This is a genomic window from bacterium (genome assembly GCA_021108215.1).
In the GTDB taxonomy this organism is placed as follows: domain Bacteria; phylum Oederibacteriota; class JAAXVQ01; order JAAXVQ01; family JAUVAV01; genus JAIORK01.
Genome location: JAIORK010000012.1, coordinates 161,733 through 177,500, shown reverse-complemented (window position 1 = coordinate 177,500; position 15,768 = coordinate 161,733). Strand labels below are relative to the sequence as shown.

Annotated in this window: 12 protein-coding genes, 2 tRNA genes and 1 rRNA gene (1 of these 15 cut by a window edge); all 15 read right to left on the bottom strand. The window is 45.8% G+C overall.

The annotated features are described in order from the left end of the window. Positions 1-73 (bottom strand) — tRNA-Ala (locus K8S19_02795); it reaches 3 nt to the left of the window's first position. A 132-nt stretch (positions 74-205) separates the two neighbouring features. Continuing rightward, positions 206-282 (bottom strand) — tRNA-Ile (locus K8S19_02790). Between the two features lie 166 nt (positions 283-448). Further along, positions 449-2,019 (bottom strand): 16S ribosomal RNA (locus K8S19_02785). 320 nt (positions 2,020-2,339) lie between these two features. Continuing rightward, entirely contained in the window at positions 2,340-4,613 is a 2,274-nt protein-coding gene (locus tag K8S19_02780; protein ID MCD4812604.1) for a GAF domain-containing protein, read from the bottom strand. Positions 4,614-4,730: 117 nt separating this feature from the next. Then, a complete protein-coding gene (locus tag K8S19_02775; protein ID MCD4812603.1) occupies positions 4,731-5,555 on the bottom strand; it encodes an SAM-dependent chlorinase/fluorinase in 825 nt (274 codons plus the stop codon). Positions 5,556-5,612: 57 nt separating this feature from the next. Then, positions 5,613-5,933, bottom strand: a complete 321-nt coding sequence (gene rsfS / locus K8S19_02770; GenBank protein ID MCD4812602.1) for a ribosome silencing factor — start codon at positions 5,931-5,933, stop codon at positions 5,613-5,615. Beyond that, positions 5,911-6,654: a DNA repair protein RadC gene (gene radC / locus K8S19_02765; protein ID MCD4812601.1), complete on the bottom strand. Its 744-nt coding sequence runs from the start codon at positions 6,652-6,654 to the stop codon at positions 5,911-5,913. The genes rsfS and radC overlap by 23 nt, the downstream gene beginning before the upstream one ends. 93 nt (positions 6,655-6,747) lie before the next feature. Then, on the bottom strand, positions 6,748-7,641 hold the full coding sequence (locus K8S19_02760) for an OmpA family protein (GenBank protein MCD4812600.1): 894 nt from the start codon (positions 7,639-7,641) through the stop codon (positions 6,748-6,750). 48 nt (positions 7,642-7,689) lie between these two features. Next, a complete protein-coding gene (locus K8S19_02755) occupies positions 7,690-9,753 on the bottom strand; it encodes an AAA family ATPase (GenBank protein ID MCD4812599.1) in 2,064 nt (687 codons plus the stop codon). Then, entirely contained in the window at positions 9,744-10,868 is a 1,125-nt protein-coding gene (locus K8S19_02750) for a DNA repair exonuclease (GenBank protein ID MCD4812598.1), read from the bottom strand. Before K8S19_02750 ends, K8S19_02755 begins: the two co-directional genes overlap by 10 nt. Before the next feature lie 42 nt (positions 10,869-10,910). After that, the gene (dtd, locus tag K8S19_02745; protein ID MCD4812597.1) at positions 10,911-11,360 is read right to left on the bottom strand and encodes a D-tyrosyl-tRNA(Tyr) deacylase; all 450 of its coding nucleotides are present in this window, start codon (positions 11,358-11,360) and stop codon (positions 10,911-10,913) included. Between the two features lie 141 nt (positions 11,361-11,501). Next, complete coding sequence (locus K8S19_02740; protein ID MCD4812596.1) at positions 11,502-11,879, bottom strand: response regulator; 378 nt, start codon at positions 11,877-11,879, stop codon at positions 11,502-11,504. A 31-nt stretch (positions 11,880-11,910) separates the two neighbouring features. Beyond that, positions 11,911-12,876: an ROK family protein gene (locus K8S19_02735; protein MCD4812595.1), complete on the bottom strand. Its 966-nt coding sequence runs from the start codon at positions 12,874-12,876 to the stop codon at positions 11,911-11,913. A gap of 281 nt (positions 12,877-13,157) precedes the next feature. Beyond that, positions 13,158-13,784, bottom strand: coding sequence for a hypothetical protein (locus K8S19_02730; GenBank protein MCD4812594.1), 627 nt, complete (start codon positions 13,782-13,784; stop codon positions 13,158-13,160). Further along, a complete protein-coding gene (locus tag K8S19_02725; protein ID MCD4812593.1) occupies positions 13,778-15,766 on the bottom strand; it encodes a beta-galactosidase in 1,989 nt (662 codons plus the stop codon). Before K8S19_02725 ends, K8S19_02730 begins: the two co-directional genes overlap by 7 nt. Positions 15,767-15,768 lie beyond the last annotated feature (2 nt).

Here is a 15,768-nt window from a genome sequence, read left to right as displayed (position 1 = left end):
TGGAGATGATCGGGCTCGAACCGATGACCCCCTGCTTGCAAAGCAGGTGCTCTCCCAGCTGAGCTACACCCCCAATTTTTTCGCTTACAGCGAAAAAATAGAGCATTTGAACAGCCGATCAGTAGAACAGCAAAAAATTCAAATGCGGTCTGCTGCTCCGCTGTTCTCCTGTTCTAAATTATTTGTTTCGCCAAAGGCAAAATGCTGGTGGGCCTTTCAGGGCTTGAACCTGAGACCTCGCGCTTATCAAGCGCGCGCTCTAACCAACTGAGCTAAAGGCCCAAAAAGATCCCATCATTCTAAAAAACAAGGGAAAATTCGGTCCTTCAAAACTAGACAGGAAAAGTCATTGTTCAATCAGATTCGAAAATCTGATTTTACGCAAAGTAAGGTATCGACTTAAGAGATACTGACATGCACCATAGGCCAAATCAGATGATCTCCTTAGAAAGGAGGTGATCCAGCCGCACCTTCCGATACGGCTACCTTGTTACGACTTCACCCCAATCGCTAGCCATACCTTCGGTACCTGCCTCCCCTTACGGGGTTAGCCTAGTAACTTCAGGTATCGCCAACTTTCGTGGTGTGACGGGCGGTGTGTACAAGGCCCGGGAACGTATTCACCGCGGCATGCTGATCCGCGATTACTAGCGATTCCAGCTTCATGGAGTCGAGTTGCAGACTCCAATCCGAACTTAGAACTGCTTTATGGGATTAGCTCACCCTCGCGAGTTTGCGACCCTTTGTACAGCCCATTGTAGCACGTGTGTAGCCCTGGATATAAAGGCCATGAGGACTTGACGTCATCCCCACCTTCCTCCGGTTTGACACCGGCAGTCCCTTTAGAGTGCTCAGCCGAACTGTTAGCAACTAAAGGCAAGGGTTGCGCTCGTTGCGGGACTTAACCCAACATCTCACGACACGAGCTGACGACAGCCATGCAGCACCTGTCTCTCTGTCCCTTGCGGGAAAGCCTGCTTTCACAGGATGTCAGAGGATGGCAAATCCAGGTAAGGTTCTTCGCGTTGCGTCGAATTAAACCACATACTCCACCGCTTGTGCGGGCCCCCGTCAATTCCTTTGAGTTTCAACCTTGCGGCCGTAGTTCCCAGGCGGAGCACTTAATGCGTTAGCTGCGGCACAGAAGGAGTCGATACCTCCCACACCTAGTGCTCATCGTTTATGGCTAGGACTACCGGGGTATCTAATCCCGTTTGCTCCCCTAGCTTTCGCGTTTCAGCGTCAGTAGCAGACCAGAAAGCCGCCTTCGCCACTGGTGTTCCTCCGGATATCTACGCATTTCACCGCTACACCCGGAATTCCGCTTTCCTCTTCTGCACTCAAGACAAGCAGTATCGAATGCAGTTACCGGGTTAAGCCCGGTGATTTCACATCCGACTTACAAGTCCGCCTACACGCCCTTTACGCCCAGTAAATCCGGACAACGCTTGACACCTCTGTATTACCGCGGCTGCTGGCACAGAGTTAGCCGTGTCTTCCTCCTGCGATACAATCAGACTGAAAGATTGTTCACCTTTCAGCTTTATTCTCGCATGACAGAGCTTTACAACCCGAAGGCCTTCATCACTCACGCGGCGTTGCTCCATCAGGCTTGCGCCCATTGTGGAAAATTCCCCACTGCTGCCTCCCGTAGGAGTCTGGACCGTATCTCAGTTCCAGTGTGGCCGATCACCCTCTCAGGCCGGCTACTGATCGTCGCCTTGGTAGGCCTTTACCCCACCAACAAGCTAATCAGCCGCGAGCTCATCCATTAGCGATAGCAGGCCGAAGCCTTCAGCCATCCTTTAATCATAAGGACTTTCACCTCATGACCACATCCGGTATTAATCCACCTTTCGGTGGGCTGTCCCGGTCTAAAGGGCAGATTTCTCACGTGTTACTCACCCGTTCGCCACTAGAACCACCCAAGAGCAAGCTCTCAAATAGTCCCCGTTCGACTTGCATGTGTTAAGCACGCCGCCAGCGTTCGTCCTGAGCCAGGATCAAACTCTCCAAAAGAGAATTTGAGATAGCTCAAATTATGTTTTCAAAAAGAATTTCAAGGACCTTACATTTATGACTTTTCACTGCCTAGTTTTCAAGGACCGAATTATTTTTTAAAAAAAATAATAAAAGATCAGCCGTTCCCCGGATCAAATCGCCTTACTTTACTTGTCCTGAACGGTCGCAAGAGTGTTGAATTATACAAAATAAAAAATTATTGTCAATCTTTTTTTTGTTTTTTTTGTTTTTTTTCAACAACTCTTTCAAACAACAGGGCGTAATTATACAGGGTTTTTAAACCGTGTCAACTTTTTTTTCATTTTTTTGGTATTTTTTTAATTCATCAGGCGGGAGATTTCTTCTTCATCCAGGAAAGCACCGGATTGTTCTTCATCTCTAAATGTTTCAACCTTTTCGTCTTTTTCCAACGCTTCCAAAAAGACCTCAACAATATCCGGGTCAAACTGTGTTCCTGAGAATTTTTTCAATTCCGCCACAGCCACACTAATCGGCAATGCTTTGCGATACGCACGGTCTGATGTCATAACATCCCAAGCATCCCCCACCGCGACGATTCTCGCACCCAAGGGGATGCTGTTCCCTGATTTCCCTTCCGGATACCCACCGCCGGAATATCTTTCATGATGATATAAAATTGTGGGAATTAAGTCTTTAAGCGATTCAATATTCTGTACAATTGAAACTCCTAAAATCGGATGCATGGCAATGGTATCAAACTCTTTGGGGGTTAATTTTGACGGCTTATTCAACACTGCTTCCGATATGCCTATTTTTCCTACATCATGCAGCAGTGCACCGTATTTTACTTTTTCAATGTCGTTTCTACTAAGACCCATGGTTTTAGCAATCATCGTCGCATAGACCATAACCTTATTGGAGTGACCATGGGTATAATGATCTTTGGCATCAACTGCCGCCGCCAACGCTTTAATTGCATTCAAATAATCTCGGCGAATACTGGCATACAATTCCACGTTCTCGATGGCAATGGCAGCCTGAGATGCCAGCGCATTAAGCAAATCAAGATCTTCAGTATCAAATTTCTTCGTACCGATTCGATCATTAAGACAGATGACACCAAGCACTTTCTTCTTTATGGCCACCAATGGACAAGCCAGCAAATCATGCCCAACATAAATATGGTCATTTTCCTGATCATACATCGGACTTTTTTTAACATTCGGAATCAGGATCGAACACTCCTTTTGATAAACATTACCTGCAATACCTTTTTCAACACTCACTGCAGCTTGATCAACCTGGGTATCCAGTCCTATGGATGCCCGAATTTTCAAAGCATCGGCATTTTTATCGTAAATCATCAAAAAACCACGCCGGGCTTTCATAACCTGTACTGCTCTGACTAAAATCGCTTCAAACAGTTTGCGCAAGTTATAAATACTACCAATATTTTTGCCCACCTCAAACAGCAACGAAAGATGATCCGCCTTGGTTTTGAGTTCATCATAAATTTCGAGATTCTGCAATACTTCCGATGCCTGTGACCCCAATGTATTGAACAATTCCAAATCATTTCTGGAAAAAGTATTGGGGGCTGCACTTTCCACCGTGATAATGCCCACATTTTTTTTCTTAATGGAAAGCGGAACGCACATCTTACTTCTGCTTTCACGATTGATCGGGTGAATCTTGGAATTTCGTTCAAGGTCTGCAAACATCATCGCTTTACCGGTTTGTGCAACTTCCCCCTCAACATCTTTACCAACCTTCACCTGAAATGTCTTCAAAAAACGTGCCGGCAACCCCCGCGACACTTTAACACGGAGAATATCACTATCTGATTCTTTCAACATAAGCACACCGGAATTAGCCTTCAATAATGACATCGCGGTATCCATAACAAGATTAAGCAGTTGACTGGAATTGTAGGTAGAACTCATGGCTGTATAAATTTCGTGAAAGGCCATTAGGGCAAGATTTTTTTTCACCAGCATCACATTGGCTTTTTCCAATTGCTGTGTTGATGTACTGATTTTCAATTCCAGTCCTTTATTAACATGATTGACATTTTCCAGTTGGCATGCCTTTTCCGCCAGTGCATACTTCACCTGATTGGTTTCGCGATTCACCAGCCGGACTTTAATTCCGATTGCCACCGTAATGGCGGTAATCACCAGTGCTCTTTCCAGTAAGATCCATAAATAGTGTTCAGGTCTTGGTTCGATGGCAAACAATACTGCCATACTTATAAAAACACCTGTTCCTGAAATTAGGATTTCAACCGGATCTTCATAAAATGCCTGCACCAATACAAAAACCGGAAACAAAAGAAAAAGCGGGCTGGCAACCACACCGCCGGTGAAGTGTACCAGTCCGCTAATCAAAATTAAATCAACAACTATTTCGGCATACAACCAATAACGGGAAACAATTTTGTGATAGGCAAGAAGCGAAAGGATAAAGTTATAAACCGCACTAATACCAATAACTGCCAAAACCGGCCAAAATTCCTTAACACTCTGGTGAGGATGAAGAAAAATAATCAGACTTAATAAACCGGCAATAACCCACCAGCGGCGGTTCGAATCGTCTCGCGCACGTTGTATGTACAATTCATGAGTCGACATTCAAATATCATCCGTCCTTTAACGAATGGAAAGCAAATTGGAAAAGCATCACCGTATGAACTCATCGGTGTCATCAATTTCCAAACTCTAGTAGTATATCATATATGTAGACACTCATCAACCGCCGCCTATGCATTCCTCCTTGTTTTTCAAAATATCTAAAAGAATTACCGGTTCCCCTTTTACAATATCCAGCGTTTTCCCGGCTGATTCTCCAGGCAGTATTATTTCCACCAACTGGTCACTATTAATAATCATCCCCGGTTTCCCAGGGGCGCCGTCAACAAAAGTTCGATAGCGATGGATAATTTTTTTATCTTTAATCAGCAATACAGGTTTATTCATTTTGTTCAGCAAACGGGCAGGAAAATTACTGATTGCATTTCCAAAATGGTCAATTTTAATGATTTTTCCCAACCATTTATGGGTACCTGTCCTCAAGGGCTCAAGGTTCTTTAACGTAATCAGTGTTTTAATGGGAATAGCAAATTCAAGCGGGGACATGCCGGAGGCAACCCCGGCTGCTGCAGGTGCAAAAACATCTCGTCCATGAAATGTGGCGGAAATTCCAGGTCCTGAGATCTTTTTAATTGAAAATATTTGTGCTTTTTTCAAAGGATGGGCAATCAAAGTGAACAGACCATTGTCCGGCCCGATAAAATAGTGCCCATGATTATACACCACCAGACATTTCCTTCCGCCTCCAACCCCCGGGTCAACCACCGCGAGGTGAACGGTACCTAATGGAAAACGCGAAAATGTCTGCGCCAGCATGCGGGCTCCGGTTTCAATATCAAATGCCGGTATCTCGTGGGTTATATCTACCAGCTGAACACATTGAATGCGGGATAAAATCGCCCCCTTCATTTCAGCTACATAACCATCATTGTGCCCAAAATCGCTCATCACTGTAATCACAGGTATCTTTCTAGCGGGTGTCATGAAAGCCATTTTCTCCTGCTGATGCCCTTGTCTGGTAAATTGCAAACTTGTGTGTTTTTATAATTTAGGAAGATTTACCCGTTTGGCGTCTTTCCATAATTTTTCCAAATTATAGTAATTTCGCTCCTTTTCCGTAAAAACATGAACAATGACATCATGCAAATCCACCAAAACCCAAGTGCATACCCTGGTTCCCTCGATATGTGCAATCGAAACTTTCTCTTCATGACACACGCGATCGACTTCATTCATAATCGCTTTCGCTTGAGTCTCCGTGTTACCCGACAGGATAACAAAATAGTCGGTAATTCCGGATATTTCCCGCACATCCAAAATAACCGGTCGAATGGCTTTTTTATTCTGCCCTGCGTGGGCCAATAGTTTGGCTTTTTGTAAGCCGGTTAACGTTTTTGTCTTTTTCAAGGTAACCTTTTTCTGCAAAACTGATATTCTCCCCGTCTCCAATAATAATATGATCCAGCAGGTTTATACCCATCAGCCAAGCCGCGTGATCCAGTCGTTGCGTCAACGCTCTATCCTGCATACTCGGTGTCGGATCCCCGCTCGGATGATTATGCGCAATAATAATTGCCGAGGCCGAACAGGCCAGTGCCGGACGCAATAACTCCCGCGGATGAACCGGTGCTTGATCCAATCCACCCATACTAATAAACGCTTCATCAACAACCCGGTGCTTCTTGTCCAGGTAAAGTGCAAAAAAACACTCTTTCCCAACGTCCCGCAAGCGCGAGGCAATTAATTTACCCGCATCGCGTACGCTCCGAATAATGGGTTCCTGCCGGATAGGTTTTCGTTCCCGGCGTCTTCCCAGCTCACAGGCAGCCAACAACCGGATTGCCTTGGCATGTCCCATCCCATTTAATTGAGAAAGTTCCCACACCGAAAATTTACCTAGCGCGTAAATACCCCCAACTTCATTCAATAAACTTCTGGCCAGATCAACCACCGATACACCTCGACAGCCTGTATTAAGAAAAATGGCTATCAATTCAACATCAGAAAGCGCTTTTGCCCCTTTGGCCAACATCCGCTCCCGCGGCTTTTCTTCATCCGGCCACTCCGAAAGTGGTATTGTCATCCCATGGCCCCCTTTCTCTCATCTTGCGCTAAGAGAATTAGACCTCCGCCCTGGGAATTCCATGCATCTAATTTAATCTAAATCACTGTTCGCCTATTCCAGTGCCTCCGGCACGGCATATCCCGCATCAAAATCATTATCTTCCATACTCTCAAGTGCATCTTCTCCAATCGGCTGTCCACCCTCCGCATCCGGATCCGGTTCATACTCTTCAGCAACATTTTCCCGCGATGCTTTTGTCGGCACTGTTTTTTTTTGTGGAATTAATTTTTCCGTCCGGTAGATATCGCGTGATTTATTTAATTGTTCCAACTGTACCGGATGTAAACTTATCACAATCCGGCCATTTAATGTCCGGTGATATTCCGAATCATTCGGGACCAGCGGTCTGCTCTCGCCGTAACCGGCAGTCTGCATCTGCACCGGATCAATATTGCCGTCTTTCTCGAGATACTTCAGCACCGCAATCGCCCGAAACACTGAAAGATGCCGCAATGTCGGAAACGCCTTACGGGCAACCGTCGATAATGGTTTATTGTCGGTGTGACCCGTTATTCGGATTTCCACTTCATCAAAATGACTTAGTACCCGGGCAATTTTTTTTAGCAAGGGAAAAGACGAGGACAAAATTTTCGAAGAATTCCGACCAAACAGTATTTTATCCAGCAGCACCAATTGGAACATATCTCCATTTTCCTCAAGCGTAATTTCCCGCCGTTTAACCTCGCGCGCCAATCCTTTTCTGAGATCTTCTTTGGCTTTCTCCAATCGTTCCATCATGGCGACCTGTCCGGCTGAAATATCAGCCCCGCTTTGCTGTATATAATTGATCCGTTTCACTTCTTTTGACAATCGGTCATTGGCCGCCTGAAGATTTTCATTGTTCTTACGCACAACCTCATAATCAAGTCCGGTCTTCACCAACCCGCTTTGCAAAGCAACTAAAAACACAACCACACAAATCACAATCGTAATGATCTCTCGCATAAATCTCCCCACCTCGCTTCCCTTAAATCCCTAAAACATTCCCCCTGTTTATGCCAAAGACAGATCCACCACATGATCAGCCGCAGCATGATAGTCTTGCTTGCAGGTGAAAAACAAAATCTGACGCTTTTTAGCGACAAGTTTAAGCATTTCCAGCGTTGCCTGTACCCGATGTTCATCAAATGCCGCCAAAGGTTCATCCAGAAAAATCGGCGCAGGCTTGCCATCGGTTAAAACTTCAGACAAAGCAAAACGCAAACTTAAATAAAATTGATCATAAGTTCCTTGTGAAAGCACTTGCGGATTTTCCCATGTTCCCGTCTCGGGTATTAATATCTTACAAGATAAATCTTCATCGTCAACCGCTATGTTCGTATAGCGTTTTTGACTGAACACTGCCATGAACTCCCCTGCTCTTTCCTCCAAAACCTTACGCGCCGGGTTAAGCGTGTCGCGCCTGGCACGATCCAACAACGCATGCGTTTTTTCAAACAGCTGTTCCTGAGATTCCAAACGTTGCAAGGTTTCAGTTACCGCATCAATTTCCTCCTCAACGTTATAAAGGTCATCCTGATGGGTTTGCTCATGGTCCAAAAGAACTTTAAGTTGGCGTTTTTTATCCGTCAGCACTTGGCGTCTATTCAACAGATCATCAAACTCCCTCTGGAATGCTGCGGCATCCTGCGCCGAAAGTTTCAGCGTCATCAAATCATTTTCCCCCAACATATCTTCCGTCATTCTCAATTCACGCCGAACTGTTTGCCAACGCACAGCATCAACCGGCATCTGCGCTTGCAAACGCTGTGCCCAGGCATTTTTTTTGATCTGCAACTCTCTGTATTTTGGCCATTCCTGGAAAATTTCCTCACTCGATTGATACCCGGTTTTGGAAATGCAGTCGGCGCATTCGTGTTGCAGCGACGCCAACGCACCCTCTTTTTCTTGCAACCCTTCCAATTCTTTTTGTGCCTGCGTTCTGATTTTTTTTTGCTTCATCGTGCCGCCCAGCATGATTCCACTCCCGGCCAGTAAAAACATCAGGGCCGGAATCCACTGGTATAAAAAAAGAATCAGTCCCACAAAAACCGCAATACCACCCAGCACAAAAAAATATTTCCCATTGCTTTTTTCCGGTTTGGCGTGGTTTTTAATTTGACCGGCACATTGCGCAATCTCAAGTTCAAGTTGACGCAAACGTTCACTGTCTGCATCTCCCCAAGCGCCAAATGAAAACGAGACCATCTTCGTCTCGATCTCATGCAATTCCTTTTCCGCATCCTTCCGGGTCTTATCCTGATTCTCCAATTCTGTTTCGAGTGCCACCAATTCGTTCCGGCGTTTTTCGGATTCCATGATTTTTTTATTGGACGAAAGCAAGTGGTCTAAATCCGCCCCTCTTTTTTCAGAATTTTCCACTGCTTGCTCGATCTGATTGTGTTCATTACTTTTTTCCCGGTGCGACGCCAAGGTTGCCTGCAATTGCTTTTGTTGACTCTTTAACTGAAGCAATCTATCCCGGTTTCCCTTGATGGGGCCCGGTGTTTTCACCGCTTGTCCGCGGATACCCTTCCCTAATAATGCCAGGGTATCTTTAAGTTTTTTTAGTGCTTGCAGAACATCGCCGCCCGTATCCGTGCCGGTTATCATGCCGGCCAGCATTTTATTCACTTGCCGACGTTCAACCTGCGTTCCCAAATTACCCAGCGTCCGAACATCCAGCGACGCACACAATCTAAAAAGATCTTCACTGGGAATACCCAGCGTCCCAACAATACTCGCCTGAATGGATTTAAATGTCCTGAGTGATTCCTCACCCTTGATTAAAAAGATTTTTTTTCCCGCAAAATCCTTACGCAGATTACACTCCATATTATTTTCATCAACATAATCCAGCCGCAATTCAAACTTCTCGCCGCCACCCCAGGTTGTCAGCTCACGGGTCAGTTCACTGGTACTGGTAGGGTTGCCAAACAGGACGGTTGTTAAAGCCGTCCGAAGTGTACTCTTGCCGGATTCATTAGGGCCGCAAATGATATTCAATCCGGGCGCAAACGAAATAACCTGGTGCGAAAATTTACGAAACCGTTTTAATTCAAGCCGCTTCAGGAGCATGGCGGCACCTCGCGTCCCGCCAGCAACGCCAACCCCAACTGGAGTACTTGGTCTAATTCCAACTGCGTCTTTGCATCAACACCGTCTTTTTCATCCCGAACAATCCTGACAAATTTCCCCATAACGGTTTGCTCACCATATTGGTCCAGGACGTCTTTTTTGATGGTTGCTGTAAATTCATTTTTTACACGAACATAAAAAAAATCCTTTTCCAATGCTCGCGCTATCTCTGAAATATCAGGAAAAAGTTCCGGTGGAATGATGCCTTGCAGTCTGAGCAAAAGAACTTTATCCACGTCCGCATAATTGCGTATCTGCGTCAAAATCGCTTCCACATCATATAATTCCAGTGTTATTTCCACCAAAGAGCGCTTCCCAACAACATACGGCGTCACCTTGGGTTGACACCCTTCCAAAAATTCAATCTTCAATACCGTCCCGGGTTCAGACTCATCCAGCGCAATCATTTCCGGTGACCCGGGATACCACGCCACTGTTTTTCCTTTTGAACACTCACGACGCCGGTGCCAATGTCCCAATGCCAAATAATGCAAAGCACTCTTGGCAATCTCATCCAGCGAAAACACCGCCTCTTGAGGATTTTCACGTCCCATCTCGAGCGCTGCATGCACCATACCGATTTGCCAATAATCCCCTTCAGGTTTATGCATCACTGTCAGAGGCCGCTTGGGTTCATGCGCCGATGTCAAGGAAACACCCTGAACGCAAAGCTGCTTCTGTTCATCGATCCACACCGGCTGTTCGGGCGTCAGCAAAACAACACCTGCTTGTTTAATTGCCCAACGTTTAAGCACGCCGTCCTCGCGCAACGAATCATGGGTTCCTGCAATCATCACAGCAGGAATATCGGCATCCCGCAGACGCTGCACACCATGGGTTAATGCTGAAATCGATTCCGGCGACGGTTGCTGATTATCAAACACATCGCCTGCAATCAACAGCATGTCGGCATTTTCAGAAATGACATAATCAATAATATCGCCGACACATTCACGAAGTCTGCGCCGCTGGTCCGAACCTTTGTTTCCCAGTCCGACAAATTTCGCACCCAGATGAATATCTGCTGTATGGATAATTTTAAGCGAAGGTTTCATACTCATTCCTGTTCTTAACCGGTTTGCCGGACAATCCCTGGTTTATGTTTCCTTTTTAGAATCCAACAGAATGGTTACCGGACCATTATTAATCAACTGAACATGCATATGCTCGCGAAAGCTCCCTTGCTTCACATCCAGCCCGGCCTTGATTAATGTTTCACAAAAACATAGATAAAGTTCCTTCCCTTTTTCAGGCGGGGCAGCCCGGGTAAAATCCGGCCGTTTTCCGCGCCGGCAATTCCCCAACAGCGTAAACTGCGGCACTGCCAAAATACTGCTCTTGCAGTCTAAGACCGAAAGATTCATTTTCCCGGAAGAATCCTCAAAAATTCTCAAACCGGCTGTTTTGCCTGCCAGATACTCTGCATCATTGGGTGTGTCATCCTGATGAACCCCCACTAAAACCAATAACCCTTCATCAATCCGGGCAATACTTTTTCCCGCCACTGTCACATTAGCCTGCAAGACACGCTGAATAACAATCTTCATAAACATACCACCTTGCATATTATCATTGTCTGCAGGCTGCATTGAAATAAAACAATCCAGCCTGCAACACGCACGAACAATACCTGTTGAATGTCGGGGGTCGAATTCACGAAAGGTCCGAAATGATGCTTTGAAAACAAACTATTTACGGTCGTACTTATCCAGTACACGCTTCACCCGATTAACCAAATCATTGGGTTCAAAAGGTTTGATGATATAATCGTCGGCACCCAAAGCAAAACCACGCGCAATATCCGTCGCCTCGGTTTTGGCCGACACAAAAATGACAGGCAACGCAATTGAAGGTTCACTTTTAATCGCCCGGCACACTTCGAAACCGTCCATACCGGGCATCATGATGTCCAAAAGCAACAAATCAATATTATACTTGGTTATTTTAGCAATGCCTTCAGGCCCGCTGGAAGCACCATAGAACTCATATTTTTCCGCTTCCAATATATATTTTACTGCATTCCTTACATCTTCTTCATCTTCTATAAAAATAACTTTTTTGCCCATTCGAATTCATCCCCCTCCAGCCATTGCGTTCTTACTTGACATGAATTGCAATTCCGGCGGCGCCAAAAACACCGGCCCGGTCCGCCAATTGTGCTTTGACAATTTTGGTACAGCGGTATAATTCTTTCATCGCCCTTTTTTGTGCTTCAGCCTTGACATACTTTAGTAACGCGTCACCGGCCTTAGAGACTCCGCCACCGATAATAATCAATTGCGGATTCAACAAATTAATGACATTGGCAACACCAATACCAAGATATTTCCCAACTTGACTCACCACCCGCAATGCAGTTTTGTCTCCCTGTTCTGCAGCATGAAACACTATTTTCGAAGTTATTTTCCCCGACTCACCCTCTGCCAGTTTATTCATCAAAGACCGTTTGTCTTTTCCGGCAGCCTGTCGGCCTTCACGCGCTATGGCCGTCCCGGAAACCAAGGCCTCAAGGCACCCGCGATTGCCGCAATTACATAAGGGCCCATCGGGAATAATCGTTGTATGTCCAAGTTCACCTGCGCCGTCACAGGACCCGTGAAAAATCCCCCCATTAAGAATAACACCGCCGCCAACACCTGTGCCTAGCGTGTAAACAACCACATGCCGAAAACCTTTCCCGGCCCCAAGCCATTTTTCTCCAAACGCCGCCACATTGGCATCATTGTCCATATACACCGGCACCCTAAATGCTTTTCGTATTTTTTCCCGAAGATGAATATTAGTCCATCCCGGAAGATTGGGAGAATAGCGAACCACACCGCGTTTGATATCAATCACGCCCGGAACACCAATCCCCACAGCTTTTAAATTTTTCCGGTGCAAGCTTGGTTCATCAGCAAACAAAGCCTTTGCATTTTCAATCAAACGCTTGGTAATTTTCCCATGTCCCTCATGCGCCAGTGTTTTCACCTTATTCATTGCCAGGACTTCCCCGGAACGTTTCATAAGTGCTGCGGTGATATTACTGCCACCGAGATCAATACCAAGATACAAATGCTTCACAAGACTTCCTTTCAAAAAATATTAAAAGCGACTTCCCCAATAAAGGCAATTCCTAAGGATTATCGCCTTTTATGCTCCTATGATTTCGTGCGCTTCAAATAAAATACGCAGAATTTAAAACAAGCAGTTGAATGGTTGTCAACCCATCCAATTAGTTTTGTATTTTACGACGAAAAATTGTCTCGCGCAAGATATTTCGTTTGAAAATAAAACGATTACGTCGGTAAAAATAACATTACCTAATAATTAGAAAAGGAATAGGGCTCTTGAAATAACTAAAACTAAAAACCGGAGGTTTTCATGGTCTGCAATGCAACAAACCGGTCAAAGACCGTTCTTGACCAACCGGAACTGCGCCACTGAATAAATTCGTCCTTATACACATAGAGACCGCATACCGGCATAGAAAATCGCTTTTCAACCACCTGACACAATTCCGTCAAGTCATCCAGCGTTTGCCTGGAAGCAAGTTCAGGTTCATCACTCCATATCAATCTAAATGTGGAAAGAAAATCCAGTCCCTGGTGTGACGCACCCACTATTCCGCCGGCCCAAATCCCCTCTGCATCTAAAATTCCAAGCACATAAACCCGTGCCGGGCCGGCAAACTGGTTGAAAAGTCTCCGAAATACCGCTTCCGGCCAATTAAAATATCTCGGTTCCGGTGTCTCAACCCCTTGCGTCTTTGCTGCCTGACGAAGCAACCGGGTGATCTCTTCCTGGGGATGTATGCCCGGCCGGGTCAGTTGCGCGACCGTCTGATCGACAATTCGTTTTTTTTGATCGGCTTCTAAATTTCCCACAATGGCCTGCCAAGTCAATCCGTCTGATCCATCACCTGACAATGACATCAATTTTTCCAAATGATCCAATTCAGGATCCAATAAGCAAAATGCCGGATTTAACATACGATCAACTCCCAAAACATCACTTGCCGTGCCGGCAAACAAAGTTTAATCTCATTGTTCCCGCCCCAATACTTATTTTCATCCCAAAAATCCTTCACAACAAACTTCCCATCACGTCTGGCCACGGTATGAACAGCTTCAGCTTCCTGATTCACAGCTGCTATAAAAATACGGTTCCTCAATTTATGAAACGTAACCCGCACACGTGCATCATCAATCACCAAAGGACGTTGAATACCGGTTTGCTTAAGAAACCGATCCAGTTTCACCTCAGAAAATTCCTCGAGATGAAAGAGGCGCCCGGTTTTGGTCAACTTGGACTTTGCCTTCACCTTGGTCTTCGATACTAGCTTCCGGGGTTTGCTATTGACCAATTCCTGCAAAGGGGTATGCGTTGCTTTTTCCGGATGTCCCGGAATTTCTCCCACAATAGCAACATGAATCCCCTTGCTCACCAAACCTGCCAGCAGGTGTTGAATTGCCGGTTCCATCTGTTTCGCACCCGGTATGACCACCAGTGACATTTTGCTCATTTTATCAATATTCGCATCTCCCTCGGCAATTAAAAACGGGTATTGTTGTTTGATTAAAAACCGCTCCAGCTCCTTAAACAAAGCTAGATACGCATGGGTCTGATCATCCAGCACCAAACCGGTTTCATCCGAATCCGTTTGTCCAAAAAAATCAAATCGAGGCTGTGCCGGTGTTTGAATATAGAGGGCGCGTTCTAAAGCAGGCAGGCTCAAAAGTAAAATCTCGCCGGAAATTTGACTTTGTAAAAAATGATCCGCAGTATTAAATTCTTTCAACAACTCCCAGCATTGCGATTTATGGCGCACAGGAATCCCCTGACGATCCGAGACAAACCCGGACTGCATGCCGGCACCGGCAGGTGCCAAGGCATCCCATCCGCGCACACCTGCGGCAATTCCCCGCATGAAACGAAAATGTTTTTCCTGCTCGGTTTCCCCGGCTTGGGACACGACTGTGTTTTGCGAAAGTAAAAAGCGCGATTGGGCTGCACTCCGAAATCCAAATGCATCATCTCCCGACGGCATTTCAGGCAAAGCATAACTATAACAACGCGATTTTTCCAATTCCGCAAGATTCAACGGCCTCCCCCCTGTCAAAGCAGAAAGAAAAACCGGAATTTTTTCGCCGACAATACCGGCAAATAATGCAAAAAGTTTTTCCGCCGCCTGAACAAAGTAGTCTTCCCGAAACCGTGCCCAATCCAATAAACGCGGACCTGGAAAACTCCCGGAATTCTCCAAGGACTGCGGTGGATGAATACCTTGATAAGAAGTATACTCCGTACCATAGACTTTATTTAAATTAGCGATTTTCGAATACTGTTTTTTTAAAAACGCTTGATAATAGGTGACGGTTTCTGTGCTGTAATCCGCGGCAAAAGCGGATGTCGCAGCCGCCCACCCCGGCGCCTGGGTCAAACCCATGCCGATGACGGGCCCATCAGGATGAATATGGGAATGTAACGTATTTTTCAATGCTTCCGCAAAAGGAAGCAGGAATTCGGTCAATCTGTCTGAGATAAGATTCGGTAATGTAAAAACATCTTTTCCAAAACACTGCGATGAAAGTACAAAATTCCCTTTGGCATCACGTGCCAGGGCTGCTCCGGTTTCCAGCAGCATCTTAGGATAGCCTGCAGCGGCAACGCCGGGACAGTCCTTAGGACCTGCCCATAAAAAAACCTTGAGCCCGATTTCTCTGGCCTCATTCAAAAAAGCCGACAGATCCAGGTGGGGTCTGGCTTTCCCAAAATCATATTCATTGTCTCCAATTTGATGCACACTGGGGAGTACAACCGTCGAGACAACACGATGACCTGCCAGATGATAGGTTTTCAAAACATCATGCCAGCGGGATCTCTCAATGTCCCAGTAATTAATTTGAGCCCAGACCCAGGGAAGATATTCTCCCCCCAGCTCCCAGCCGGAAGATTTGAGTTTAACAGTCATAG